Below are 22,575 nucleotides of genomic sequence, written 5' to 3' on the forward strand. Positions count from 1 at the left end.
TCGCCTCCGTTCTGCGACGTCGTGGAAAACGGAAGCGCGGAGCGTAGCGACATTATCACCGGATAGTCGTCCGAGCCATCGCGCCGCCGGCGTCGCGCATCAGAAGCTCGCTCGTTGCCGCAGCCGGGCCCTCCACGTCCAGACGGCGCCGGCCACGCCGGCCACGAACACCAGGAAGAAGGCGGCAATAGCGGGGTTCACCCACGACGGCACCAGGTCGTAGCCGGCGTTGCACTTCGTGCTCAGCGGAAAGAGAAACCCGTCGGGGTGTGCCTCGCGGTATGCGGCGTCGTACTGCTGGTGATGCTGATACGTACACGACTCGGCGATGTCGAGCGAGCCGCCGAACAGAACTCCGCAGAGCCACGCGACTGCCGTGCCGAGCAACGACAGCCATGGGACGTGGCCGAACCATCCTGGTCTCCGCCAGTCACCGGCGCGCACGCCGCCGATCAGCCGCCACAGGCTCCACACGCTCCAACAGGCGACGCCGGCCGGTATCAGCAGGCAGGCCAGCGTCGTCAGACCCCGCACCGCAGGGCTACGCGAACGTGTAGGGCGTGAGGTACTCGGGCACGATGATTCGGGTGCGCGGCGCGGCGTTGCGCACGGCCGAGACGAACAGGTCCAGCCGGGCCCGATCGCTTTTCGAGACCGTGGGTGGGTTGCGCAGCTCGACCTCGAAGTTGTCCCAGTGCACCGGGACCACGGTGCGCGGCCAGTCCAGCGCCTTCAGCAGGCGGGGCACGTAGTCGTGGGTGGCGTCGGTGGCCGGCACCGCGATCATCGCGACGTCGGGGGCGAGGCCGGCGAGGTTCCGCTCGACGAAGTCGCTCGCCCCCATGAAGAACACCGACGGTCCATTCTGGACGGTCACCTGGTAGGCGAGCGTGTCACCTTCCGGCAGGTCCCCGACCGTCGCCGGCCTCGCCGGGACGGCGAGGCGGACACCGGGAAAGGCCATCGAGTACGAGGCGTTGCGGCTGTGCAACGCCGAGACCACTTCGACCGTGTGGTCGCCGAAGTCCAGCACCTCGCCGCCCTTGACCGGGCTGAGCTGCGCGGCGGGCAGGCCGAGTGCTTGCCCGAGGTGATACGCGGTGAGCGTGCCGAACACCCGCGCGCCGGACTGGGTGGCGATGTACGGCACGTCGTTGAAGTGATCCCAGTGAGTGTGGGTGACCAGGATCGTCGCCGGGGTGCCGGGGTGGTCGGCGATCCGTGAGGTGTCGACGGTCAGTGCGGTGGCCGGATTGAACGCGCCGTCGAACAGCCCGGTGGGGAACCGGCTCAGGTACGGATCCACCAGTACGGTCTTCGCCCCGATGTCGATGCGCCAGCCGGAGGTGCCCAGCCAGCTGAAGGTGGCGGCGGAGCCGGTCGACTGCGCAGCGTGTGGTGCCGCGAACGCGGCGGACGGCATCGCGGGCGTGGCGGCGACGGTGGCCAGGGCCGCGCCGGCGGCGGTACCCAGGAACCGGCGGCGGCCGAGTCGTGAATCGGTCATGGCCCAGGAGCCAATCAGCGCCCGGCGGGACGTGTCCAAGACGATCCGGCGGTACCCGTGATATGCGCTCGCGTATCAGTCCTGCTCGCCGCGGCGTGTCGGGCCGGCGGCCGAGGCTTTGGTCACAGTGCTCGCAGTGCCTCGACCGCGGCACGGGCCGCCTCGCCCATCGCGAGGTCGATCGCGATCCGGCGAGTGTCCAACCGCTGGCTGCGGGCGAAGACGGCGATCGCGTATCGGCCCCCGTCGGGGTACTCCACTACGCCGGCCTCGATGTGCAGCCCCGGCAGGGTGCCGGTCTTGCCCACCACCCGCACCTCGGGCGGGAAGCCGGACGGCAACCGGGTCCAGAACAGCTGTCGTGCCATCAGGTCGCGAACCATGGCGCAGGCGGCCGGCGGGCCGGCCTCGTCCCGCCAGATGAGGCTCAGCAGCCGCGTGATCTCCCGTGGGGTACTGGAGGTGGTCTGGTCGGGGTCGAAGACCCCCAGCGCCCGCACCCGATCCGGGGACAGGGTGGCAAATGCCCGGGCGAACTCCGCCGGGTCCCCGACGCCCACGTCGGCGAACATCGACTCCAGGGTCTCCCTCGGTCCGCCGATCACCCGGGTCCGGGTCAGCCCCAGTTCCTTGGCGAGCAGCGGTACCACGTCCGGACCGACGCGGCGCATCAGCAGGTCGGCGGCCGTGTTGTCGCTGACCGACATGGCGAAATGGGCCAGATCGCGCAGCGACAACTCCACATCGTCGGCGCATCCGGCGGTACCCCAGCCGCCCAGCCGATCCTCCGCGCGGACGAGTACCCGCTCGGTGACGTCCAGTTGCCCGGCGACCGCCTGCCGCGCGAACTCCAGCACGAGGAGGATCTTGAACACGGACGCGATCACAACCTGGTCGTCCGCGCCGATCCCGATCTCCCGGCCCGTGGCCACGTCGACCGCATGCAGGTTCGCGTCGATGCCCGCCCTTTCGAAAACCTGCCTCGCCAGCATCCCGTCACAGTAGCCCGGGCAACGGATGGCTACTGTCGCGGTATGGACCTTTTCCGGCACCTGCGCTACTTCGTGGTGGTGGCGGAAGAGCTGCACTTCGGCCGCGCCGCCGAACTGCTCGGCATCGCGCAGCCACCTCTGAGCCAGTCGATCCAGCGGCTGGAGCGGGAACTGGGCGTCGAGCTCTTCGACCGGTCCCGGCGCCGGATCGAGCTCAGCCACGCCGGCCGGCTGCTGCTCAACGAGGCGGAGGGGCTGCTCGCCGCCGAGCAGCGCATGCGATCGCTCATGCGGATGGTGCGCGAGGGCAGGCTCGGCACACTCCGCGCGGGCGTACCGCCGGAGACGCCGGCGGTGACGCTTCAGGCGCTGCTGACGCAACTCGCGGACCAGGTACCGGGGCTCGACGTCGACCTCCAGGAGTTGACCACCGGCGAGCAGGTACGGATGCTCGCCGCCGGTCAACTCGACGTCGGGCTGGTCCACCACCCGGTCGACGGCGACGGCCTGCGGTTCGGTCCGGCCGTGCGGGTACGGCTGGGCGTGATCCTGCCGCGGGTGTCGCCGCTGGCCCGGCCACCGGAACTCGCGTTGGCCGACCTGGCCGGTCACGATCTCGTGCTGCCACCGCGCGCGACCGCGCCGGGCTGGTACGACCATCTCCTCGACGTATGCCGCCAGCACGGCTTCACACCGGCGCGGATCCGGCACGCCCACAACCCCGAGTTCATGCTGGGGTTGGTGCTCGCCGGGCGGGCCGTAGCGATCGAACCGGTGAGCACCTCCCGGCGGGAGCCCCGTGTGGTGTGGCGTCCCATCGCCGGCAAATCCCTGCGCAGGACCACATCCGCCGTGTGGCCGGCGCAGTCGTCCGCCCATCCCGCGGCCGAACGGTTCGCCGAGATCGTCGCGAAGACGCTGAACGAAAGCGCCCCGGCGCCGATGACCGTCCCGGCCCAGGACGCGCCACGCCCCTGGAACGTCGTCTTCGCCCGCCACGCCGCCGGCACCGGTCAGTGAGCTGGGAGGCGCACCACACCCGGCCCGGGGCGCGTCGTCAGGCCGTGCCGGAGGGGCTGTACGAGTCGTACTTGTGCTCGCCGCTGTTGGTCGCCCAGACGTGCACCCGGACCATGGTGCCCTCGGGCAGCGAGTAGTTGCATGTCGTGAAGCCGCCGCCGCTCGTGTCGCCGTGACTCGTGTCGTCCCAGCACGGCGTGCTGTGGTTGACCCAGTGCAGCACGCCGTCCGAGTCCGGCAGCAGCTTCTGGATCTGCGCCCACGTCCGCCAGCCGTCGGCGTGCCAGTCCTGCACCTGGACGATCTCGCCGTACGCGTGGAACACGCCGTACCCGCCCGACGTGGTGCTGCCAGGCTTCTGCCAGTACGCCCACAGGTAGTCGGTGCCCGAGGCCGCCGCGGAATCCGGCGTGGCGAGCAGGGCGAGCGGCACGACGGCGCAGGTGGCGAGCGCGGCGGCCTTGATGCGTCTTCCGATCATCGGTACCCCGTTCCGATCGATGGAGATGGAGATCATTGGCTACGCACGCTACGGTCGGCGCCCGCGCCCGGCGACCGCCGCGAACCAGCCTTGAACAGAAATTGACGAACGTGCCCAGCGGCTCAGGATTCACGCCGCTCAAGGTTTGCGCAAAAGGCGGTCGCCGCTCTCGGGCGGCGGCGGTGGCGGCTGACAGCATGTGGCTGGGCGGGTGGCGTCAAGGTTCTGGTTCGACAGCGAGTGATCCCGCCACGAGGACCGGCACCTCCCCGTCTCAGGCGGCTGCGACGGGGAAGTGCGGTTCCTCGTGCAGACCGGGCTGAGGAACCGGCCTGCTGCGGATGCGGTCAGGTCGTCAGGTAGAGGTCATGGCCACGGTCGACGAGGTTGCCGCCCGTGTAGCGTGCGCCGTTGATCACGATAGTGACGCCTTCGACGAAGTCTTTGTCGCAGACGCCCCAGTTGCCCGAGCCGAGGTTGTTGACGCAGGAGCCGTCCCGATAGGAGTCCACGGGGGCGTCGGCGGTCCACTCGACGACCGCGGCGTATCCGTCCGCCCGGATGTCTCTGACGTACAACAGGTCACCGAGGGGCTTGAAGCAGGCGGTGACGCCGGTGTGACTGACACAGGAGTAGTCCCCGGTGGGGCCGCTGGAAATCGCAACGTAGTTGGTCTCGCTGCCCCAGTAGGCGGCCTGCGCTGCGGTGGGGACCAGCAAGGTTGCCGCTACGCCGGCTGCGGCGGCGAGGGCGAGCATCTTTCCGCTCGGTTTGCGCACGGTGGACTCCTTCACGTCGGTTGGTTGTCGTCGGGAGGCTGCCCGGCGCTGATACGCCGTTCGCGGTGTTTCCGAACTGGTGCAGGACGCCGGGCGAGCCGGGCAGCAGCTTCATCTCGGAAGCGGTTGGGGGACGTTCCCGCTCATACGCCATTCACGAAATGATCTTGCGTATCGAGCTAGCTGAACCTATCGCGCCGCTGCGGCAAGGCAGTTCGCGACGCCGATGGTCTTGAGCGAAACTTGATCAATCGATGTCCCGCCACCATCAGCACCTTGAACCGAGCCCGACGAGGCGTGTATTAAGATTTACTCAAGTCACTGCCGTCCCGTGGCGCATTGTTGGCCCGTACCTCGTACTCTGCGGTCATTGCTCACCTATGGGGAAGGGCCGGATATGAAGCGTCGAATCATCGCCAGTATCACGACCGCGGTCGTGGCCGCCGCCGCAGCGGTGTTTGGCACCGGCTCAGCCGCGCACGCCGCGACAACTGTGTTCTGCTCCCAGCCGGCGAACCCTTCCGGTGACGCGTGTTTTTACTCCGACGGCGACAAGTTCGCGATTCAGGATATTCGTCCGGACGGGCTTCGGGCCGTGGTCATCTGGAACACGGACTACGGTCGCAGCGGGGAATGCCACGACGCAAACGGCGCCCAGAATGGATGGACGTGGTGTGACTACGACTTCAAGGAAGGTCACACACTTCGCTTCGTCGTAGTTGCGCGTGATGGAGCCAACGGCGCCAACCAATGGCCTTCGCCCGTGGCCACCGCCTGGATCTCAGGTCGCTGATCCCGATCCCACCGGGGGCCGAGCGGATCGGCCACGCTTCGCGAACCGTCACACCCATCAACTCAATTGTCGGATCTCCATGGACATACCCATCCCACCGCAATTCGACGAGCATGGAGGCGAAATGAGAATTCGACGCCCGGTAGCCGCCATCGGCACGATTTCCGTATCACTGGCAGCCGTGCTACTGCCGGGATCGTAACGGTGCCAACGGCGCCGACCAATTCCCGACCGTGGCGATCGTCGGTTGGATTTCTGGCCGTGGCTGACCTAGCGTCGGCTCGTCCACAATCAACCTTCGCGGGTATTTTCTCCCGGCGGCCGCCGCGGCTCGGCCAGGGCCCACTGCATCGTCGGTCAGATCCGAGGGATACAGAGCAGGTCGGGGCAGGAGTCTGATCAGCGCCCCGAGCATCGCCCGTGGCGGAGCGCCTCCCGCTCGGCAAGGATTGCCATGTCTCGCCGGTACTCTTCGGCCGACAGGTGACCGGCGAGCAACCACGTGGTGAGTACGGCCTCCACCCGCTCGCCGTGCGAGTCGGCTCGACTGATCGCCTCAGCGATAACCGCTGGGTCCGTCGGCCGCTGTACAGCCGGCTGTGGTCCGGTCTCATCCCGGCTTCGGTGCCTGGCAAACCACGCGCTGGCGGATGACACGACCGCGACTGCCGCCAGCACGATCACGAAGATGGTGAACACCATTTCCGATCACCTCGCCGACATCCGGGCTCATGTCCAACTCTTGCCCGGCCAGTCGGCGAGGGCAAGGGCTGAACGATGGCGCATGAGCTGCGATGGTCCGGGCGGTGACGATTGTGGAGGCGGTCGTTGGAGGCGCTGCCGCGAGGTATGCGTGCCGACCGGCAGCGCGATGGCCGGGTTGGCCCTTCAGCAGGTCACGTGAAACAGGCCGACCACCGTGCCCTTCGTATGGTTCCAGACGCTGATCACCTTGGGTGTTGGCAGCACCGTCACGCGGCATTTCTTGCGTTTCAGGTATGCGGCCGCTTCGGGCGAGAGTCTGACGTTGCCGTCCTGGCCGCTGCCCACGATCAAGCGGTCCGCCCCGGCTGCCTGCTTGTACACGTACTCAGCCTCCCGCCGGGAGACCGTGTGCGAGGTGCCGTAGATGGCGCTGGAGAGCTTCTTCTTCCGCTTCTTCACCCGGCCGTCGGGCCGGATGATGACGTCGTGCGCGTAGACCGTTCGTTTGATCGTGATCGAACCAAACGTCGTTCCGTCGATGTGAGGCTTCATCGTTCACCTCCAAGCCGCGGGCTCACTCTGCCCCGGGGGTGACCGGCCGGTCGGTCCATACGGCCGGCCGGCAGACGGCAAGTAGCGAGAGGTATCCCGCCGCAACCGACCGTTTCACGCGCTGCCCGCACCAGCGCCTGAAACTGAAGTGTCCTCCGTCGACCGCTCGCCGCGCATACCCAGCATGATCAACTGCGGCGGTTGACGCAAGATCAGATACCCCCTCTTGCAGTCGTATCCGCCTGTCCGGAAACTATGGCGGCCGGAACGTATCCGGCAAGGCGGATGCGATCATGCAGGGGGTTGGCGATGGCCGCACCGGTGGCGATCGAGTTGCTGCTCGTGCCGCAGTGCCCACACGCGGACGCCGCTCGCCGGCTGCTCGCGCAATGCTTGGCCGAGGCGCAGGTCGACGTGGCGGTGGTGGAGCGGGTGGGTGACTTCCCGTCCCCCACGATCCTGGTCGACGGTCGGGATGTGGTGACCGGCGACGAAGCGATGACTGGCGTGTCGGCGTGCCGGCTGGACCTGCCGACCGGGGCGCAGATACACCGCGCTCTGCGGCGCGCGACCCGACCAGTCGACGCCGCGCCGCATACCGACGTCGGCGACTCTCCGGCGCAGCCGGCGGCGGGCGTACCCGGGATCAGATCGCTGCCGTGACGCCGGCCGCTTGGTGCTGGCGGCGCGGAGCGCTGATCCGGGGTGATGAACTTCCTCACCGACGCTGACAGCGCCCGGCAGTGGCGGAACGCGGAGCTGTTCACCTTGCAGCCCAACGGCCACCACGACGCCACCGACGCGATCCTGCCCGCGCCGCCGCAACCCGAGAACGCCGCCCGATGACACCAGGAGCCACGCGCGATCAGCTGGTCACCGCGGCTCCGTCACCGCGATCCGTCGCTATCCACGGCGACGGCAACGGCTGCGCGGCGACCGTCAACGGGCCGATGTGGCGGTCAGGAGAGCCCGGCATGCCTCATGGTGGGTGAGCACTGGTGATGCCGGTAGTCGCGACCACCACGCACGGTACGGTCGCACCGGAAGGCAAGGAGGTGTGTCCGTGCCCAGGTATCCCGGCCGAGACATGCTCGCGTTGGCCGCCGCGGTCGTGGTGCCGCTCGCGGTCGCCGCTGCGCTGACCCCGTTTCGTGGGAGTCTGTCCGCGGCGAACGCGTCGCTCGTCATGGTCGTGGCCGTGGTGGCGGTGGCCGCTACCGGCAACCGCCCGGCTGGTGCGCTTGCGGCCCTGTCGGCCGCGGCGTGGTTCGATCTGTTCCTCACCGAGCCCTACGGGCGGTTCGCCATCGCCGCGTCGGCCGACATCACCACGGCGGCGTTGCTGCTCGTCGTGGGTCTGGCGGTCTCGCAGCTCGCGGCCCGGGCCCGGCGCCTGTACCTGGTCACGATCACCGAGGCCGACCACCTGGCGCAAATTCAGCGCACCACCGCACTGGTCCAGTCGGGCGCGCAGAGCCGCGCCGTCGTCGACCAGGTGCGAACGCAGCTGGTTGACCTGTTGCACCTGCGAGGATGCCGGTTCGAGTACGGGACCCTGCTCGGCCATCCGGCACGTCTGGAACGCGACGGCAGCATCACACACGGCCGCGTCCGCAGGAACCTCAACCAGGACGAGTTCCCGGACGAAGAGATCGAACTGCGGGCGTCCGCCGGTGGACGGTTCCATGGTCGGTTCATGCTCCAGCCAACCCGCGGGGCCGTCGTGCCTCTGCAGGCCCGCCTCGTCGCCGTCACGCTCGCCGACCAGACCGGTGCCGCCCTCGACGCCGCGAGGCCCGACGAGACCAGCGGGCCCGCGTAGTCCCTGCGCCGTGAACCTCGAGCGGTCCAGCCCCGTCCGACTGCAGCGTCGGCGGCACCGTCGGGGTTCTTCGTGGCGCACTCACAGCCAGCCGCGCCGTTTGAACACCATGTACAGCGCCACGCAGACCAGTGCCATCAGCGCGAGCGCGAACGGGTAGCCGCCGAGCCAGTGGAGTTCGGGCATGTGGTCGAAGTTCATGCCGTAGACGGTGCCGATGAGGGTCGGGGCGAAGAGGATGGCCGCCCATGAGGAGATGCGTTTGATCTCTTCGTTCTGGGCGTAGCTGGCCTCGGTGAGGCGCTTGACCTCCTCGTTCTGGGCCTGGGAGACGAGGGTGGCGTTGAGGGTGAGGATGTCGGCGAGGGTCTGGCGGAAGCCGTCGACGCGTTCGGCGACCGTGGTGGCGTGGTCCGCGACGTCGGCGAGGTAGCGGCGAAGTTCCTCATCGGTGCCGTACTTGTCGAATCCGGCGGACAGGCGGTTGAGGATGTTCAGCAGGGGCCGCGCCGCCCGCTGGAACTCGATGACCTCTTGGGACAGGTCGTAGATGCGTCGGGTGACCGTGGGGTCGCCGCGGAAGACCTCGGTCTCGATCTCGTCGATGTCGTGCTGCAAGCCGGCGACGACCGGGGCGTAGCCGTCCACGACGCTGTCGAGGATGGCGTAGAGGATCGCTTCGGGGCCGCGGCGCAGCAGTTCGGGGTCGTTCTCCATGCGCAGGCGGACGGCGGGCAGGTCGGGGGCGGGGCCGTGGCGGACGGTGAGGACGAAGTTCTTGCCGACGAACAGGTGCAGCTCACCGAAGTCGACCGATTCGATGTCGTCGAGGTAGCGGGCGGCGTGCAGGACCACGAAGAGGGTGTCTCCGTAGCGTTCCAGCTTGGGCCGTTGGTGCGCGACGATGGCGTCTTCGACGGCCAGTTCGTGCAGCCCGAACTCGTCGGCCACGGCCAGCAGCTGCGTCTCGGCGGGCCGGTACAGCCCGATCCAGGCCATCGTGTCCGACTGTTCGCGCAGCCGTCGGTAGGTCTCGGCCAGCGTGGGTGGGCTGTCGACACGCTTGCCGTCGCGGTAGATCGCCGAGGTGACGACGCTCTGCTCAACCGGCGGGACCGCCGCCGCGGCGCGCGGGTCCATCGACAGCTCCGGCGGCGCGGGCTGCGCCACCCGGTGGTCCGGGCGCGCCAGCACCCGTCGGGTCAGCCGAAGTGCACGCAGACGCTGATCGGACATGGCACGGCCTCCACAGAGAACGACGCGACGAGGACACAGAGTCCGCAGGAAGCGCACACGCCGATTGAGCCGGGCAGTACAGCATCAAGCTGTTGAGCGGCGGACAGCGTGGCGAGGGGTGCGCGGCGGTGGGCACGCGCTGAGTTGGAGCGTCAGCGCGAACTCGGAGGTTGGCTGCTGTGCATAGCTGCCCCACCTCCTTCGTGTCGACCTGTCCGACGCCGCGATCGTACGCGTTGTTTGCGTGCAGACGCAAAGAGCCCGAAACCGCTGAGAGATTGCGACCGCGGATGCGACAGGCGTCGTGCGGGATCGGCAGCTCAGTGCCGGTGGAGCCGCCGTTTGTGTAGATGCCAGACGCGCCCGTCACCGGGGTGGGCGAGCCGTGATGCCACGTACAGCGCCGTCGCGGCACAAACCAGCCACAGCGCCAAGAGGATCAGAACGCCGATGAGCGCCATCCCTGACCGCCCGTCCACAAGGCCACGCTTCACCATCCATCGTACGTTGGCCAGCACGCTGTGCCGACACACGTTCGGTTGTCGCCGTAGTGTGGGGGCGGCGGACGGTAAGCACCGCGGCTCAGGACTGGCTCCCGACCATGATGGACAGGGCCCGGCTGATCGCATTGTGCGATGTGTCGCGACGTATGGCAGGAGTTCAGGCCCCGGCGGTACGGGCTTGCGCCGCCCGCGGCCGGGCCGCCCGACCACGACCCTCCGCCGGCAACGCAGCCGCAAACGCCGGCGCCGACGGCAGCGGGAGGTCGAGCTCGCCGGTCACATGCCCGCCGACCACGACCACCTGCTCGAGCAGGGCCGCCAGATGCGGCGTGGCGGCACGGTAGAAGATCCGCGTGCCGTCTCGACGCGACGCAACCAGACCCGCGTCGCGTAACCGGGCCAGGTGCTGCGAAACCGCTGCGACGTTGGCGCCCACCAGCTCGGCCAGCTCACCCACGGAATGCTCCCGCTGCGCCAACGCCCACACCAACCGCAATCGGGTCGCCTCCGCGAGCGCCTTGAGCACGTCGACCACCGGCCCGAACTGTTCTTGCGCCTCCACGCAAGTAACCGTAGCGTCTGCGATGTGCCCGGGCCAGCCAACCACCCCAGTCGGCACGGCGTGCCCGGTGGCGCCTGGAAGACGGCAGGCCCGACGACGTCGGGCACAATCTCGCTCATGTCGACCAGGAAACGGTGGCTGCTCGCCGTGTCTGTGCTGGCCGCGCTCGCGCTGCTCGCCGGCGCGGCCGTCGGCGTGTGGCGGTGGCAGGCCAGCCGGGACCCGAAGGTCGACACCGCCCTGCCCGACATGGACCGCGCCCTCGCCGACGTGCTCGCCGCGGCCGGCGACGAACCCGCAGTCGCTGTCAACGGCCTCGTCCGGGCCGCGACCTGCCCACTGGGTGTGCTGCGCACCGGAGGCCGCTACAGCCGCACCGCCGAACTGTACGTGGCCGGCGGCGACGAGGACACACTGATCGGCCGGATCGCCCAACGACTCCCCGCCACCTACCAGGCCCACCGCGACACGGTGACGTCCGGGTCCGCACCACCCCTGACCGCCGACCTGGCCGGTGGAGTGCGGGTGTCCGTGCGCCAACTCGGCATAGGCTGGCTCGTCGCCGACGCGGCAACCGGCTGCGTCGCCGGGCCCGCCACAACCCCGGACAGCGCGCCGCCACCCGAAGACCCGGCCGTACCGGCGATCACCACACTCCTGGACTCACTCGGCACCGCCCCGGCAATCCTCACCACCACGACCCTGGACTGCCCGGCCGGACAGATCAGGACCGTCGCCGCGATCAGCCGCAGCACCGACAGCGGCCGGCTCGCCGACCGCCTCACGGTCCCGGCCGGGGCCCGCACCTACCTCGCCGCAGGCTCCAACCGGGTCGCCTACCGCGACGGCACTGCCAGCATCATCGTGGCCGCTTCAGACGACGGCACCGCGATCACCGTACGCCGGACGACACCGTGCCGATGACAGCCGAAGGAGACCACGCCATGACCCCGCGCAGGAGCCTCGGACGCCGCCTGCTGCCATGGATCCTCGTCATCGGCGTCGCCGCCTGGATCATCGTGATCGTCGTGCTCATCACGATGAACCCGGCCGGCAGCGCCGGCTGAGCCACCGTATCCGTCAACCCACCGACGTTCATCAGCGCAACCGGCGACGAGATACCAGCCGCACCGCACACGCGCCGACGTGACCCGAAAGGCAACATCACCATGGGACAGTTCAAGGGCTGGCGGATGCCGCTGACGGGCAGCCCGGCCGACGTCGTCGAAACCCCTCCTCAGCAGCCGGAGCGGCACCATGACGCAGTCGTCGACTGCGCCCTCTACATCGCCGGGGTCCGCCAACCCGAACAGCGCACGTTCGCCGAGATGTACGAGCAGGCCGGCGAGACGCCGGACGCGTTCGTCTGGATCGGACTGCACGAACCCGACGAGGCCGACTTCGCCGCCGTCGCATCGACATTCGGGCTCCACCCTCTCGCCGTGGAGGACGCGCTGTCCCCCGAGCAACGGCCGAAGATCGAACGCTACGAGGACATCACCTTCCTCGCGATCCGCGCCGCCTCCTACGTCGAACACGCCGAGCTCACCGAGACCAGCGAAGTCATCGACACCGGCTCCGTGCGGATCTTCGTCGCCGAGAAGTTCGTCATCACCGTGCGCCACGGCGCTATCGGCGAGCTGCGCTCCGTCCGTGCCGACCTCGAGGCCCACCGCAAACTGCTGGCCCAGGGACCCTGGGCCGTCGTCCACGCCGTCTATGACAGGGTCGTCGACGTCTACCTCACCATCGTCGCCGCTATCCAACGCGACCTCGACCACGTCGAAGCCAAGGTGTTCCAACGCACCGCCGGTATCGACATCGGCCACGTCTATCAGCTCAAACGCGAACTGGTCGAGTTCCGCTCCGCCGTCGTGCCCCTCCAGCAGCCCCTCGCCGCCATCCTGGAAGGCCACCTCGTCCAGCTTCCAAAGGAGATCCGCCGCTACTTCCGCGACGTCGCCGACCACCACAACCGCGTCGTCGACCGCGTCAACGCCTACGACGACCTGATCAACTCCGTCCTGCAGGCCCGCCTCACCCAGGTCACCGTCGACCAGAACAACGACATGCGCAAGATCGCCGCCTGGGCCGCCATTGCCGCACTGCAAACCGCCATCGCCGGCATCTACGGCATGAACTTCAAGTACATGCCTGAGCTGAACTGGCGCTACGGCTACCCCATCGTGCTCACCATCATGCTGATCAGCTCCATCATCCTCTATCGCTACCTGCGTCGCTCCGGCTGGCTCTGAATCAAGTTGATCTGTTCTCGGCCTTGTTGATCCCGAGTCCGCGGGCTCTTGGCGAAGATGATCTGGCCCGCGTGAATGAGGTAGGTGCGTAGCTGATCGAACGGCAGTGAGCCTGGGGTTGCACTCGGTACCCAGGTACAGGCTTACCGTCGAGGGACAGGCGCCGGTCCAGCGTCGAAAGTGCCAGCTCAAGGAGCCTGCGATGGCGTTTGATGTCCCCGATGCATGCACGTTGCCCACGGCCGCGCAGCCGCTGCGGCTAGCCGAGTTCGACGCGCTGTTCACCACCGCGGTCCGCGAAGTGGAGACGGTGAGTCCAACCCACGCGCGGATGCAGTTGACCGGGCCGGCCGGGCTCGAGGCGGCCGTACGCGACCTCGCCGCCCGCGAGACCGAATGCTGCTCGTTCTTCACCTTCACCATCACCACGCAGCCCACCGCCGGGGATGGGGCTGAGGCGCTCACCCTCGACGTCGAGGTGCCCGCCGCCTACACCGACGTGCTCGCCTCCCTCGCGGGGCGGGCGAGTGCGGTGGCCGCCGGGGCGACGCCGTGACCACCGCCCTGCTCCACGTGGCCGCCGAGTCCAGGGTGGCCGTCGAACGATCGCGCGCCTACGCCGAGCCGGGCTGCTGCCGCCGGCCCGCTGCGACAGCCCCACCAACTGCACCTGCGCCGACTGCCCCATCCCCTTTTCTGACCATCGGCACCGCCCACCGTGACGGAGACTCTGCATGAGCCTGCCCCTGACTCGCCACCACTACGACGCGACAACGCCGGTGGACAACAAGCCGCCGATGCGGTCCAAGGTCAGCGGCGCCCTCGCCGCGCTGGCCTGTGCCGCCTGCTGCGCGCTGCCGCTGCTCATCGCCGCCGGCGTCCTCACCGCCGCCAGCGCGGCGATCCTGGAGAAGACCCTCCTGGGCGTGTCGGCCGGGCTGGTCGTGGTCGCGCTGGGCACGTGGTGGCTGCACCGCCGCCGCAGCGCTCGGCGCGCCGCGGCTGCGGGGGCCGCCTGTGGCTGCGGCGGGAGCGGCTGCGGCTGCCAACCGCTGGTGCGGCGTTCTCGATCCCGCGCGGTCCATCGCTGGTTTTGAGCGCTGGTGATGGTCCCGCTTGGGCGTGGGTTTCGGGCCCAGGCCTCTATCGCCGATTTCCGTGGGCGTGCCTTTGGGACCCGCCCCTTGGCCAGCATCCTTGGTGTTAGCGCTGGGGATGGATTGCCTTGGATCACGTAAAGCAGACCGAGGGTGGTAGCGAGGGTTCCGCGGGGCAGCCGGTGTCCACTGTGCCGCGCCGCGCCGGTCAGGTCATGAAGCTCAAGTACCGTGACTTCCCGTGATTGAGTTCGAGGTTGAGGTCAGCGAGGATCTGGTCCGGGATTTGCTGCGGGAGCAGCATCCTGACCTGGCCGATTTGCCCATCCGCGAGGTAGCGGGTGGCTGGGGAAACCAGATGTGGCGCCTCGGGGACGACTTGGCCGTCCGAATGCAGCGGATGGACAACAGTCCCGATCTGCAGCTCAAGGAGCGCCGCTGGCTGCCACTGTTGGCCTCACGCCTGCCGCTTCCGATCCCGACTCCGGTGCGGAGCGGTACGCCGTCCGAGCGCTTCCCCAAGATATGGACGGTGATGACATGGGTCGAAGGCACGCCCCTGGACCACGGGACGATCGTGCGTGGCGACCACGCGGCCGACATGTTGGCGGCGTTCCTCAAAGCGCTGCACGTGCAGGCGCCCGCCGACGCGCCGGGCGCTTCGGACTTCGGCACCCACCCCAAGGACTCCTGGGGCGGGTTTGAGCACTTCCTGGGGGCCGTGGACCTCGACGGCTTCGGCTTCGCCGAGGATGACATCCGGGCCGTGTGGGACGATGCGGCGGCGACCCCCGAGTGGCCGGGACCACGGGTATGGGTGCACGGTGACCTGCATCCCGCGAACGTCGTTGTCGCCGACGGCACACTGGCGGGCATCGTCGATTTCGGCGCGCTCTTCGCCGGCGATCCGGCATGGGACCTCGGGGCTGCCTGGCTGCTGCTGCCAGAGGGAGGCGCCTCACGGTTTTTCGACAGCTACGCCCCGGCGGACGAGGCGACGGTCCGACGGGCGCGCGGGCTGGCCGCCATGAAGAGCCTGTTCCTGATGCTGATGGGCCAGAACGGGGACCGCGGCCTGCCCGGCGGCAAGCCGAACTGGGGGCCCGCAGGCCGGTCGGCACTTGATCGTGTTCTGAAGGGCCTTTGACGTGAGCCCGGCCCAGATGCTTGGTCCGCAGACCCGGCCCTGCACTTCGGCGTGCGGCGAGTCCCCGCGCACACATACGTAGGTCAGCGCCAGGCGCCGGCCTGACGTTAGGCATCGCCGACGACCGGATGTCACCCAGTCGCCGTCCAGTCGGCCCGCCAGGGGTCGTCGTCAGCGGTCGTGGCCTCGTCGCATTGCCCGGTGTACTTGGCGGCTGGCTGGTCCAGCACGCCCTCCACCCAGCGGCCGAGCCATTCCGTGAAGGTGAAGTCCTCCTGGAACAGGGCGTCGCTCGGGTTTCATTACGCGGGTGCGACCGGCGCGGTCGGTGAGCACCGCGGCCGCGCCGAGGTCCGCCTCCGCCCGCGGGCCGTCCGGGACGAGCGCCCAGCGACCACCCACGGCGGCGGTGATCGGCCGGCCGCACTCCTCGCAGTAGCGGTCGCCCGCCACAACGACGCCACCGCACGACGGGCAGCCGGTACGAGGCCTGGTCACCACAGCGACCACGGCCGCACCGCGTTCGCCCGGTCGATCAGCGCATGCCGGGCCGTCCGTTGGGGCTCCAGCACCGCCAGGGCTCGATAGCTGCGTTCCAGGCCCGTACGCAGCTCGCGTTCGGTGAGGCCGTGGCCGAGCACGCGGCCGCTTGCCTGGGTGGGCGGGGATGTGGCGGCGAGCCAGTGCAGCGCCGCGCTGAGCGTCTCGACCGCCAGCAGCGCCTGCCGGCGGGCGTCCAGCTGCATCCGCTCCAGCCGCGCCGACGCCTCGACGAGCTCGGTCGGGCTGAGCGGGCCGGTCGCTGTGTCGAGCACGGCGTGCACGGCTGCCACCTGGGCGGCGCCGTACATCCCGACGGTCGCGGGGACCTCGTCGAGGGCCCGCACGGCGCCGTTGCGGTCGCCGGCTGCGAGGCGGGCGCGGGCCAGGCCGAATGCGGCACTGACGAACGCGTGGTCGGTCCGCCAGACCCGCTCGTAGCGGCGGCCCGCGGCCGCGGCGTCGCCGGCCAGCTCGCACGCCGCGGCAAGGGCCAGGCGGGCCGCCGGTTCGCCGGGCAGCGCATCGTAGACAGCGTCGAAATGGGTGCGGGCCTCGCTCGATCGGCCCTGGAAGAGGGCGACGAGCCCCGCGTGCCAGTCGTGCCGCCAGTCGTCGTCGGCGAGGGTGGTGGCTTGCAGCTGCCGGATCGCGGCGGCCGGATCGCCGGCGGCGAGCAGGGCGCGGACCAGCTGCAGCCGGACCTCGACACTGGAGACCGGCGCCGCCTGCAGCGCCGCGACGGCGGCGCCCGGGTCCGCGGTGGTGAGGGCGGCGAGGAAGCCGGCCGCGGGGTCGGCCAGGTCGGCCAGCGGCACCGGCAGTGCGGCGGCCACGACGGCGCCGCCGGGCGGATTGATGCCGGTGCCGAACGGGGCGCGCTCGCCGGTGAAGCGGGCGGAGCCGGCCGGGCGGGGCGCGCCGTCGGCGGCGGCGAGGACCTCGCGGAGCACGCCGAGCAGCTGTTCGGCCATGTCGGCGGCGGTGGCGAACCGGCGGTAGGGTTCCAGGTGGGTGGCGCGGCGCAGCAGCCGGTGATACGACTCCTCGCGGGCCAGGAGCGGTACGTCGGCGGGGTCGGGCAGCCGGTCGGCGTAAGTGCTGGTGAAGCCTTCGAACGCGAAGCTGAGCACGGCCAGGGTGCGGCCCACGGTGTACAGGTCCGAGCCGATCGACGCGCCAACGGTGGCGAGCTCCGGCGCCTGGTAGCCGGGGGTGCCGTAAAGCGCAGAGACGTCGTCGCCGATCGCCCGCACCGCGCCGAGGTCGATGAGCTTGAGCTGCTCCTCAGCGTGGATGACGTTGTCGGGCTTGAAGTCGCAGTAGAGCAGACCGCGCTCGTGCAGGTAGCCCAGTGCGGGCAGCACCTCCAGGCCGTAGGCGAGCACCTGTGGCAGCGGCAGTACAACGCGGCGGCCGTCGGCGAGGGCCATCTCCTTCAGCGACCGCCCGCCGACGTACTCCATGACGATGTAGCCCGCCGCCTCGACCCGCGCGAAGTCGTAGATCTTGACGATGTTCGGGTGGTCGACGGTGACCAGGAAGCGCCGTTCGGCGACCGCAGCCGCGGCGGCGTCGGGGTCGCCGGTGTCGATGAGGCCCTTGAGGACCACCCACCGGTCGGCGCCGGCCTCGCTGATCTTGCGGTCGCGGGCCAGGTAGATCCAGCCGAGGCCGCCGAGGGCCATGGCCCCCAGGATCTCGTACCGCCGCTCGACGAGGTCTCCGGCGCGCAGCCGGGGCACGAACGAGTACGGGGTGCCGTCGCGGGGGCAGAAGCCCTCGGCACGGCCTCGCCCGACGGGGCCGCCGCACTGGCTGCAGTACCGCTGCGACTCGGGCACCTGCGGGTCCGCCAGGACGGCCGTGGCCGGGTCGCGCAGCGGCACCGGGGCCAACGCGACCAGGTCGGCGCCGAGGCCACCGCGGCCCCGTGTCCGGCCGCTGGTCACCGCGCCGCTCGGGATCCCGAGACCGGAGTCGCCGCCGGGCGCGGCCTTGTGACCGCACTCGTTGCAGTACCCGTCCGGGTCGTAGTCGCCGGTGCAGCCCGGCCGTCGGCAGCCGGTCAACGTCCCTCCTCGCTCAATTCGGCCAGCGCCGCCCGGTAGGCGTGCACGGCGCGGGTGGCCGCCCGCAGGTCGCACGGCGCGGTGTACAGCAGCTGCCGGGCCTGGTCATGGCGTTCGGCCAGCCGGTCGTCCTCGGCGAATCCGGCCGCGGCGGCCTTCATCCGGTACGACTCCAGCCGGCCGCGCAGCTCGTCGCGGCGCTGCAACAGCCCGGCCGCGGCCGCGCGTAGCTCGGCCGTGCGCTGCCGGGCGGCCGTCAGCGCCGCCGACACGGCCACGTAGCCGTCTACGGCGCGCGGCCACTGCCGGTGCCGGGCGTACCCGTCGACCTGCCGCAGCCGGGCTCGCAGCACGTGCGTCGCCCGCGGCGGGGTCGGCAGTCCAGTCTCGGCGATCTTCGCCCGTGCGACGGCGAACTCCCGCGCGGCCCCGGCCTCGGCAACAGCGAGTTCGTCGACGGCGGCGTGCAGCGCCGCGGCTCGATCGGGAAAGTCGTCGCGGAAACGGGCGAGCGTCTCGAGCTCGGCCAGGGTGGCTGCGGTGAGTGCGTCGAGCCGATCCAGGCGGCCGCGGACGTCGGGGGTGAGCCGGCCGTCGGCCACCGCGGCCGCCGGGTCGGCGAGGTCGCGCCACCGAGCCTCGGCCATGGCGGCCTGCAGCCGCGCGGGCGGTTCGGCGCCGAGGTCGTCGGCGAGCCGCTCGGCGCGGGCGAGCGCGGTTGCCGCCGCCTCGATGCGGCCGGCGACGGCGGCCCAGGCGGCCTCGACGGCGGCCAGCTCGCGCAGCAGCGCGGCGGCGCGTCCGTCCAGGTCGTGGACCAGGTCGGCGGCCGTGATCGGCCGCGCCGGCGCGGCGCCGGTGCCGGCGACCGGCAGGCCGTCGGCGTCGAGGTCGACGTCTGCGCCGGTCTCGAGGGCGTCGCCCAGCGCCGCGAAAAGGGCCCAGAGCCGGGCGAGCTCGGCCGGCAGCTCGCGCGCGAGCTCGGCGCGGCGCCCGGTACCGCCGCCGCCGCGCAACACGGCCAGCGCCGGGTGTCCGTCGGCGGCGAACAGCGCGGCGACCACCCGGCCGTGCGCGGCGTCCGGGCCGGCGATGCGCCTCACCGGTACTCCCCCAGGCGCCGGCGCAGCCCGAGCAACAGCAGCGCGAGGGCCGCGACGCCGATCACGGCCGGCGCATACGCCGCGGGCGACAGCTCCCGCTCGCCGCCGGCGATGCGATCGTCGAACGCCCGCTGGTTGATGTCGATGAGCGTGACGAGGGCCTTGTCGTACTCGTCGAAGGCATAGTTCGAGTCACCGGGGGCGTAGCTGGTGCAGAACGCGATCGCGGCCCGGCGGTCGCCGTCGCGGACGAGCCGCCGGATGTGCCGGTCGTCGCGCTGATAGGTCTGGAACCGGGCGATGGCGGTCTCGGCGGCGGCCCGCTCCCGGGTGAACGTGATGTTGCGGAACTCCGTGCCGAGGTACCCGCGCCAGCCGACATCGGCTTGGTCGCGCCGGTAGCCCTGCAACGCGGCATCGAGCCGAGCGTCGTACGCGTCCAGGGTCGCGCCGTCGAGGGTGACCAGTTGCTGGGTCTTGCCCAGGAAGGCGGCCTCGTACTGCCCAGCGCGCTCCGGGTCGGCCAAGTAGCGGCTCTCGTCGGCGTTGGCGTCGTAGCTGACCGCGCGGGCACGCTCAAGGACGAGGATCGAGTCGAAGGCGTCGCGCTTCGCCGAGCGCAGGTGCTCGGCGACGCTGGTGCCGAGCGCGACGCCGCCGCCGGCGAGCGTTACCACCATGACCGTCGCGGCCAGCAGGGGTGCGTTGAGGACGCGACGGAACCGGCGCGCGAGGTACACCTGCATCACAGCGAGCGCGGCCAGCAGCAGCCCGCCGAGGACGAGCAGCCAGGCCCGCACGGTCAGCAGTTCGCCGCGCTGGTCCTGATAGGTGCCCGCCAACGCGGCGGCGTGGTGGTCGCCGAGGTCCCGGGCGGCCGGCAGCAGCGTCCCGGCGAGCAGGTCGGTCGCCTGGCGGTACTCGGCGAGGGCGGCCGCCGGCGGGTCGCCGGCCGGGTGCGGGTGCTGCTCGTCGAGCAGCAGGGTGCGGGCGGCGAGGGTCTCGTAGCGGCCGAGCGCGTCGAGCAGGTCGCGGACCCGCTGCGCGGTGACCGGATCGTTTGCGGCCGCGGCGGCCTGCTGCAGGTCCGCGCTGACCTGGCCACGGCGCTGCTGGTACAGCTCGAGCGCCTTCGCCCGGGTGAAGCCGAGCGTCGTGTCGTCGCCGACGAGCAGGACGTTGGCGAGCTGGGCGTCCATGTCGTTGAGCGCGAAGTACAGCTCGGCGGTGGCGACGACCTCCGGCGCGGCCTGTCCACCGATCACGCGCAGGCCGTCGCGCTGCCGGTGCGCCTCGACGGTCAGCACGACGACAAGGGCGGCGACGAGCAGCGCGATGACGCCGGCCAGCAGCCGGATCCGCGTCGGCGCACCGAAGCTCCGAAGCTCCACGGTGCTCCTCTCCCCGTCACCGCGGCCCAGGCCCGCAGTGGATCGATGATGGGCTCGCCGCGGCCCGCCCGGGTAGGGTCCTTGACGAAAAAACCACGCCCTCACCGCGCTTGGCGCAGCACGAGGTGGGTGTCCGTGATCACGGCGCGGCCCTCGGCCCGGAGCCGGGTCAGGATGCGGCGCAGGTCGCCCAGGTCCCGGCAGGTCACCAGGACGAGCAGGTCGGCGTCGCCCGCGAGGTGCCAGGCCGCCGTCACGCCGCGGATGCGCCGCAGCAGCCGGTCCAAGCGTGTCGTATCGGGGTCGGCGGTGCGTACGAGCACCACCGCCTGGATGTCACCGTCCGAGGTCACGCGCGAGCATGTCGTCGAGCGACTCTCGCCGGACGAGCACGCGCGCCCGGCCTCCGGCGGCGGCCAGCAGGGCGGGGCGGGCGACGAGGTGGAAGTTGGTGGCCCGGGCGTGGTGGTAGGCACCGGTGCCGGCGACAGCGAGCAGGTCGCCGGGGTGTACGTCGGTGGGCAGCTCGGCGTCGGGGACCACCATGTCGTCGGCGTCGTTGTGCCGGCCCACGACGGCGGCCGGCCCGGAGGCGGCGTGGGCGTCGCGGCCGAGGAGCACCGCGCTGTGCCGACTGCCGCACAGGGCGGTGGCCGGGCAGTCGGACATGCCGCCGTCGACGGCGACGAGACGGTCGCCGCGCTGGGTACGGGTGACGGCAACGACGCGGTACACGGTGACGCCGGCCCGGGCCACGATCGCGCGGCCGGGCGAGACGGTGAGCCGCGGCGCGGGCATGCCGTGCCGGTCGGCCTCGAGGCGAAGCACCGCCCGCATCCGCGCGGCGAATGCGTCGAGGGCCAGGTCCAGCTCGGCCGGCCGGTAGGCGACGGAGTGGCCGCCGCCGAGGTTCAGCTGCTCGAGCTCGACACCGTGGGCGCGGCGCATTGCAGCGGCGAACTCGCTCAGGCGGCCGATCTCCCGCTCGTACAGGCTGAACCGGTTGAGCTGGTGGCCGAGCGAGCAGTCGAAGCCGGCGAGGCGCAGTCCCGGCTGGGCGGCGATCCGGGCGACGGCGGCGGCGGCCTCGCCGCCGGCCACCCGCACCCCGAACCGGCTGTCGTGGCCGCCGGCAGGCTCGGGCCCGGCGAGGACACGCAGCAGCACCCGCTGCCCGGCGGGGGCGGTCGCGGCGAGGCGGGTGACTTCGCCGAGGGACTCCACGACGACCGTACCGACGCCCGCCGCGTAGGCCGCCTCGAGGTCCTCCGGGGTTTTCGCGCTGCCGTACAGCACGACGCGGCGCATGTCGAAGCCGGCCAGGGCGGCGACACGGACCTCGCCGGCGGAGCCGGCGTAGAGGCCGAGGCCTTCGGCGGCGATCCAGCGGGCGATGTCGATGCTCAGCAGCGCCTTGGCCGTATAGGCGACGGCGTCCGGGCCGAACGCGGCGGCGTAGGCGCGGCAGCGGGCACGGACATCGGTCTCGTCCACGACGAAGACCGGCGTGCCGTGCTCGGCGGCGAGGGCGGCGAGGCCGACGCCGCCGACGCGCAGGTCGCCGCCCTCGGACCAACGCGCCGTCCGCGGCCAGACCATGGAGTCGAGATGGGCCGGCAGCGAGGATCGCTCAGTGAGCGTCATGGTGACACTGCTCCGGTTTCGTGCGTGAGGGGTTAGCGCCTCCAACACTGGCAGCGCCGAGATGGGCCGCCAAGGTGTGTTGACGCAATCTCTACGCCGCATCCGTTGGGACATCAGGATTTCGTAAAGAATCCCGGCCCTGTCATACAGCGGGTTCGGCAGCAGCCACCATGCATCCCCCCGTGACTGGAACTGCGGCGGCTGCCGATCGCTGGTGCTGTTGCATTGAGTGTTGCCTGGCCCGGCCGGCTTGAGTTGCCCTGTGTCAACCCCTGGGTCGGGCGGCCGTTGGTTGGTCTTGGTTGAGGAGGGTTTGGAGGGCGCCGTGGGCGGCTGGGTTGTAGGGGACGTTGTCTTGCCAGCAGCGCCAGATG

25 protein-coding genes are annotated in these 22,575 nt (G+C 70.7%); 11 read left to right on the forward strand and 14 right to left on the reverse strand.

The window, feature by feature from the left end; genetic code table 11:
• Positions 1–99: 99 nt before the first annotated feature.
• From ABD901_RS54420 to ABD901_RS54430, 3 genes are all read right to left on the reverse strand, one after another.
• Positions 100–534, reverse strand: coding sequence for a hypothetical protein (locus tag ABD901_RS54420; protein WP_345143194.1), 435 nt, complete (start codon positions 532–534; stop codon positions 100–102).
• 7 nt (positions 535–541) lie between these two features.
• Positions 542–1,507 carry an MBL fold metallo-hydrolase gene (locus ABD901_RS54425; RefSeq protein WP_345143197.1) on the reverse strand — a complete coding sequence of 322 codons (966 nt, stop codon included), beginning with the start codon at positions 1,505–1,507 and terminating at the stop codon, positions 542–544.
• A gap of 122 nt (positions 1,508–1,629) precedes the next feature.
• Complete coding sequence (locus ABD901_RS54430; protein ID WP_345143200.1) at positions 1,630–2,499, reverse strand: serine hydrolase; 870 nt, start codon at positions 2,497–2,499, stop codon at positions 1,630–1,632.
• Positions 2,500–2,541: 42 nt separating this feature from the next.
• Between ABD901_RS54430 and ABD901_RS54435 the strand changes: the two genes are divergently transcribed.
• Positions 2,542–3,519: a LysR family transcriptional regulator gene (locus ABD901_RS54435; RefSeq protein WP_345143203.1), complete on the forward strand. Its 978-nt coding sequence runs from the start codon at positions 2,542–2,544 to the stop codon at positions 3,517–3,519.
• A 37-nt stretch (positions 3,520–3,556) separates the two neighbouring features.
• Here ABD901_RS54435 and ABD901_RS54440 read toward each other — a convergent pair whose 3' ends face one another.
• Entirely contained in the window at positions 3,557–4,000 is a 444-nt protein-coding gene (locus ABD901_RS54440) for a hypothetical protein (protein WP_345143206.1), read from the reverse strand.
• Positions 4,001–4,347: 347 nt separating this feature from the next.
• Positions 4,348–4,779 carry a hypothetical protein gene (locus tag ABD901_RS54445; RefSeq protein WP_345143209.1) on the reverse strand — a complete coding sequence of 144 codons (432 nt, stop codon included), beginning with the start codon at positions 4,777–4,779 and terminating at the stop codon, positions 4,348–4,350.
• A gap of 370 nt (positions 4,780–5,149) precedes the next feature.
• On the opposite strand from ABD901_RS54445, the gene ABD901_RS54450 reads away from it, so the two are divergent.
• On the forward strand, positions 5,150–5,572 hold the full coding sequence (locus ABD901_RS54450; RefSeq protein ID WP_345143212.1) for a hypothetical protein: 423 nt from the start codon (positions 5,150–5,152) through the stop codon (positions 5,570–5,572).
• 399 nt (positions 5,573–5,971) lie between these two features.
• Here ABD901_RS54450 and ABD901_RS54455 read toward each other — a convergent pair whose 3' ends face one another.
• Complete coding sequence (locus tag ABD901_RS54455; RefSeq protein WP_345143217.1) at positions 5,972–6,274, reverse strand: hypothetical protein; 303 nt, start codon at positions 6,272–6,274, stop codon at positions 5,972–5,974.
• Between the two features lie 186 nt (positions 6,275–6,460).
• Positions 6,461–6,829 carry an Mth938-like domain-containing protein gene (locus ABD901_RS54460; protein ID WP_345143220.1) on the reverse strand — a complete coding sequence of 123 codons (369 nt, stop codon included), beginning with the start codon at positions 6,827–6,829 and terminating at the stop codon, positions 6,461–6,463.
• A gap of 309 nt (positions 6,830–7,138) precedes the next feature.
• On the opposite strand from ABD901_RS54460, the gene ABD901_RS54465 reads away from it, so the two are divergent.
• The 3 genes from ABD901_RS54465 to ABD901_RS54475 all read left to right on the forward strand — a co-directional run bounded on the left by ABD901_RS54465 (position 7,139) and on the right by ABD901_RS54475 (position 8,651).
• Positions 7,139–7,492: a hypothetical protein gene (locus ABD901_RS54465; protein ID WP_345143223.1), complete on the forward strand. Its 354-nt coding sequence runs from the start codon at positions 7,139–7,141 to the stop codon at positions 7,490–7,492.
• Between the two features lie 45 nt (positions 7,493–7,537).
• Entirely contained in the window at positions 7,538–7,675 is a 138-nt protein-coding gene (locus ABD901_RS54470) for a hypothetical protein (protein ID WP_345143226.1), read from the forward strand.
• Positions 7,676–7,892: 217 nt separating this feature from the next.
• On the forward strand, positions 7,893–8,651 hold the full coding sequence (locus ABD901_RS54475) for a DUF4118 domain-containing protein (RefSeq protein WP_345143229.1): 759 nt from the start codon (positions 7,893–7,895) through the stop codon (positions 8,649–8,651).
• 81 nt (positions 8,652–8,732) lie between these two features.
• Here ABD901_RS54475 and ABD901_RS54480 read toward each other — a convergent pair whose 3' ends face one another.
• Positions 8,733–9,887 carry a magnesium and cobalt transport protein CorA gene (locus tag ABD901_RS54480; protein ID WP_345143232.1) on the reverse strand — a complete coding sequence of 385 codons (1,155 nt, stop codon included), beginning with the start codon at positions 9,885–9,887 and terminating at the stop codon, positions 8,733–8,735.
• 660 nt (positions 9,888–10,547) lie between these two features.
• Positions 10,548–10,952 carry an ArsR/SmtB family transcription factor gene (locus ABD901_RS54485; RefSeq protein WP_345143235.1) on the reverse strand — a complete coding sequence of 135 codons (405 nt, stop codon included), beginning with the start codon at positions 10,950–10,952 and terminating at the stop codon, positions 10,548–10,550.
• A gap of 117 nt (positions 10,953–11,069) precedes the next feature.
• On the opposite strand from ABD901_RS54485, the gene ABD901_RS54490 reads away from it, so the two are divergent.
• The 6 genes from ABD901_RS54490 to ABD901_RS54515 all read left to right on the forward strand — a co-directional run bounded on the left by ABD901_RS54490 (position 11,070) and on the right by ABD901_RS54515 (position 15,451).
• Positions 11,070–11,876, forward strand: coding sequence for a hypothetical protein (locus tag ABD901_RS54490; protein ID WP_345143238.1), 807 nt, complete (start codon positions 11,070–11,072; stop codon positions 11,874–11,876).
• Positions 11,877–11,896: 20 nt separating this feature from the next.
• Positions 11,897–12,019, forward strand: a complete 123-nt coding sequence (locus tag ABD901_RS54495; protein WP_345143241.1) for a hypothetical protein — start codon at positions 11,897–11,899, stop codon at positions 12,017–12,019.
• A gap of 102 nt (positions 12,020–12,121) precedes the next feature.
• On the forward strand, positions 12,122–13,207 hold the full coding sequence (corA, locus tag ABD901_RS54500; protein WP_345143244.1) for a magnesium/cobalt transporter CorA: 1,086 nt from the start codon (positions 12,122–12,124) through the stop codon (positions 13,205–13,207).
• A 202-nt stretch (positions 13,208–13,409) separates the two neighbouring features.
• Positions 13,410–13,763, forward strand: a complete 354-nt coding sequence (locus ABD901_RS54505) for a hypothetical protein (RefSeq protein WP_345143249.1) — start codon at positions 13,410–13,412, stop codon at positions 13,761–13,763.
• Positions 13,764–13,941: 178 nt separating this feature from the next.
• Positions 13,942–14,304, forward strand: a complete 363-nt coding sequence (locus ABD901_RS54510) for a hypothetical protein (RefSeq protein ID WP_345143252.1) — start codon at positions 13,942–13,944, stop codon at positions 14,302–14,304.
• 241 nt (positions 14,305–14,545) lie between these two features.
• On the forward strand, positions 14,546–15,451 hold the full coding sequence (locus ABD901_RS54515; RefSeq protein WP_345143255.1) for an aminoglycoside phosphotransferase family protein: 906 nt from the start codon (positions 14,546–14,548) through the stop codon (positions 15,449–15,451).
• Between the two features lie 494 nt (positions 15,452–15,945).
• On the opposite strand, the gene ABD901_RS54520 is transcribed toward ABD901_RS54515, so the two are convergent.
• The 5 genes from ABD901_RS54520 to ABD901_RS54540 all read right to left on the reverse strand — a co-directional run bounded on the left by ABD901_RS54520 (position 15,946) and on the right by ABD901_RS54540 (position 22,201).
• On the reverse strand, positions 15,946–18,063 hold the full coding sequence (locus tag ABD901_RS54520; RefSeq protein WP_345143258.1) for a serine/threonine-protein kinase: 2,118 nt from the start codon (positions 18,061–18,063) through the stop codon (positions 15,946–15,948).
• Positions 18,060–19,166, reverse strand: coding sequence for a hypothetical protein (locus tag ABD901_RS54525; protein ID WP_345143260.1), 1,107 nt, complete (start codon positions 19,164–19,166; stop codon positions 18,060–18,062). Before ABD901_RS54525 ends, ABD901_RS54520 begins: the two co-directional genes overlap by 4 nt.
• Positions 19,163–20,557 carry a hypothetical protein gene (locus ABD901_RS54530; RefSeq protein WP_345143263.1) on the reverse strand — a complete coding sequence of 465 codons (1,395 nt, stop codon included), beginning with the start codon at positions 20,555–20,557 and terminating at the stop codon, positions 19,163–19,165. Before ABD901_RS54530 ends, ABD901_RS54525 begins: the two co-directional genes overlap by 4 nt.
• 101 nt (positions 20,558–20,658) lie before the next feature.
• Entirely contained in the window at positions 20,659–20,910 is a 252-nt protein-coding gene (locus ABD901_RS54535; RefSeq protein WP_345143265.1) for an Lrp/AsnC ligand binding domain-containing protein, read from the reverse strand.
• Positions 20,894–22,201, reverse strand: a complete 1,308-nt coding sequence (locus ABD901_RS54540; RefSeq protein WP_345143268.1) for a diaminopimelate decarboxylase family protein — start codon at positions 22,199–22,201, stop codon at positions 20,894–20,896. Before ABD901_RS54540 ends, ABD901_RS54535 begins: the two co-directional genes overlap by 17 nt.
• Positions 22,202–22,575: the final 374 nt, after the last annotated feature.

This window comes from Dactylosporangium darangshiense (assembly GCF_039537565.1).
GTDB lineage: Bacteria > Actinomycetota > Actinomycetes > Mycobacteriales > Micromonosporaceae > Dactylosporangium > Dactylosporangium darangshiense.

Coding starts and splice junctions, on each gene's coding strand:
- ABD901_RS54425 (WP_345143197.1), bottom strand. CDS start 1,507: ATGACCGATTCACGACTCGGCCGCCGCCGGTTCCTGGGTACCGCCGCC.
- ABD901_RS54430 (WP_345143200.1), bottom strand. CDS start 2,499: ATGCTGGCGAGGCAGGTTTTCGAAAGGGCGGGCATCGACGCGAACCTG.
- ABD901_RS54435 (WP_345143203.1), top strand. CDS start 2,542: ATGGACCTTTTCCGGCACCTGCGCTACTTCGTGGTGGTGGCGGAAGAG.
- ABD901_RS54440 (WP_345143206.1), bottom strand. CDS start 4,000: ATGATCGGAAGACGCATCAAGGCCGCCGCGCTCGCCACCTGCGCCGTC.
- ABD901_RS54455 (WP_345143217.1), bottom strand. CDS start 6,274: ATGGTGTTCACCATCTTCGTGATCGTGCTGGCGGCAGTCGCGGTCGTG.
- ABD901_RS54460 (WP_345143220.1), bottom strand. CDS start 6,829: ATGAAGCCTCACATCGACGGAACGACGTTTGGTTCGATCACGATCAAA.
- ABD901_RS54465 (WP_345143223.1), top strand. CDS start 7,139: ATGGCCGCACCGGTGGCGATCGAGTTGCTGCTCGTGCCGCAGTGCCCA.
- ABD901_RS54470 (WP_345143226.1), top strand. CDS start 7,538: ATGAACTTCCTCACCGACGCTGACAGCGCCCGGCAGTGGCGGAACGCG.
- ABD901_RS54480 (WP_345143232.1), bottom strand. CDS start 9,887: ATGTCCGATCAGCGTCTGCGTGCACTTCGGCTGACCCGACGGGTGCTG.
- ABD901_RS54490 (WP_345143238.1), top strand. CDS start 11,070: ATGTCGACCAGGAAACGGTGGCTGCTCGCCGTGTCTGTGCTGGCCGCG.
- ABD901_RS54495 (WP_345143241.1), top strand. CDS start 11,897: ATGACCCCGCGCAGGAGCCTCGGACGCCGCCTGCTGCCATGGATCCTC.
- corA (WP_345143244.1), top strand. CDS start 12,122: ATGGGACAGTTCAAGGGCTGGCGGATGCCGCTGACGGGCAGCCCGGCC.
- ABD901_RS54505 (WP_345143249.1), top strand. CDS start 13,410: ATGGCGTTTGATGTCCCCGATGCATGCACGTTGCCCACGGCCGCGCAG.
- ABD901_RS54510 (WP_345143252.1), top strand. CDS start 13,942: ATGAGCCTGCCCCTGACTCGCCACCACTACGACGCGACAACGCCGGTG.
- ABD901_RS54540 (WP_345143268.1), bottom strand. CDS start 22,201: ATGACGCTCACTGAGCGATCCTCGCTGCCGGCCCATCTCGACTCCATG.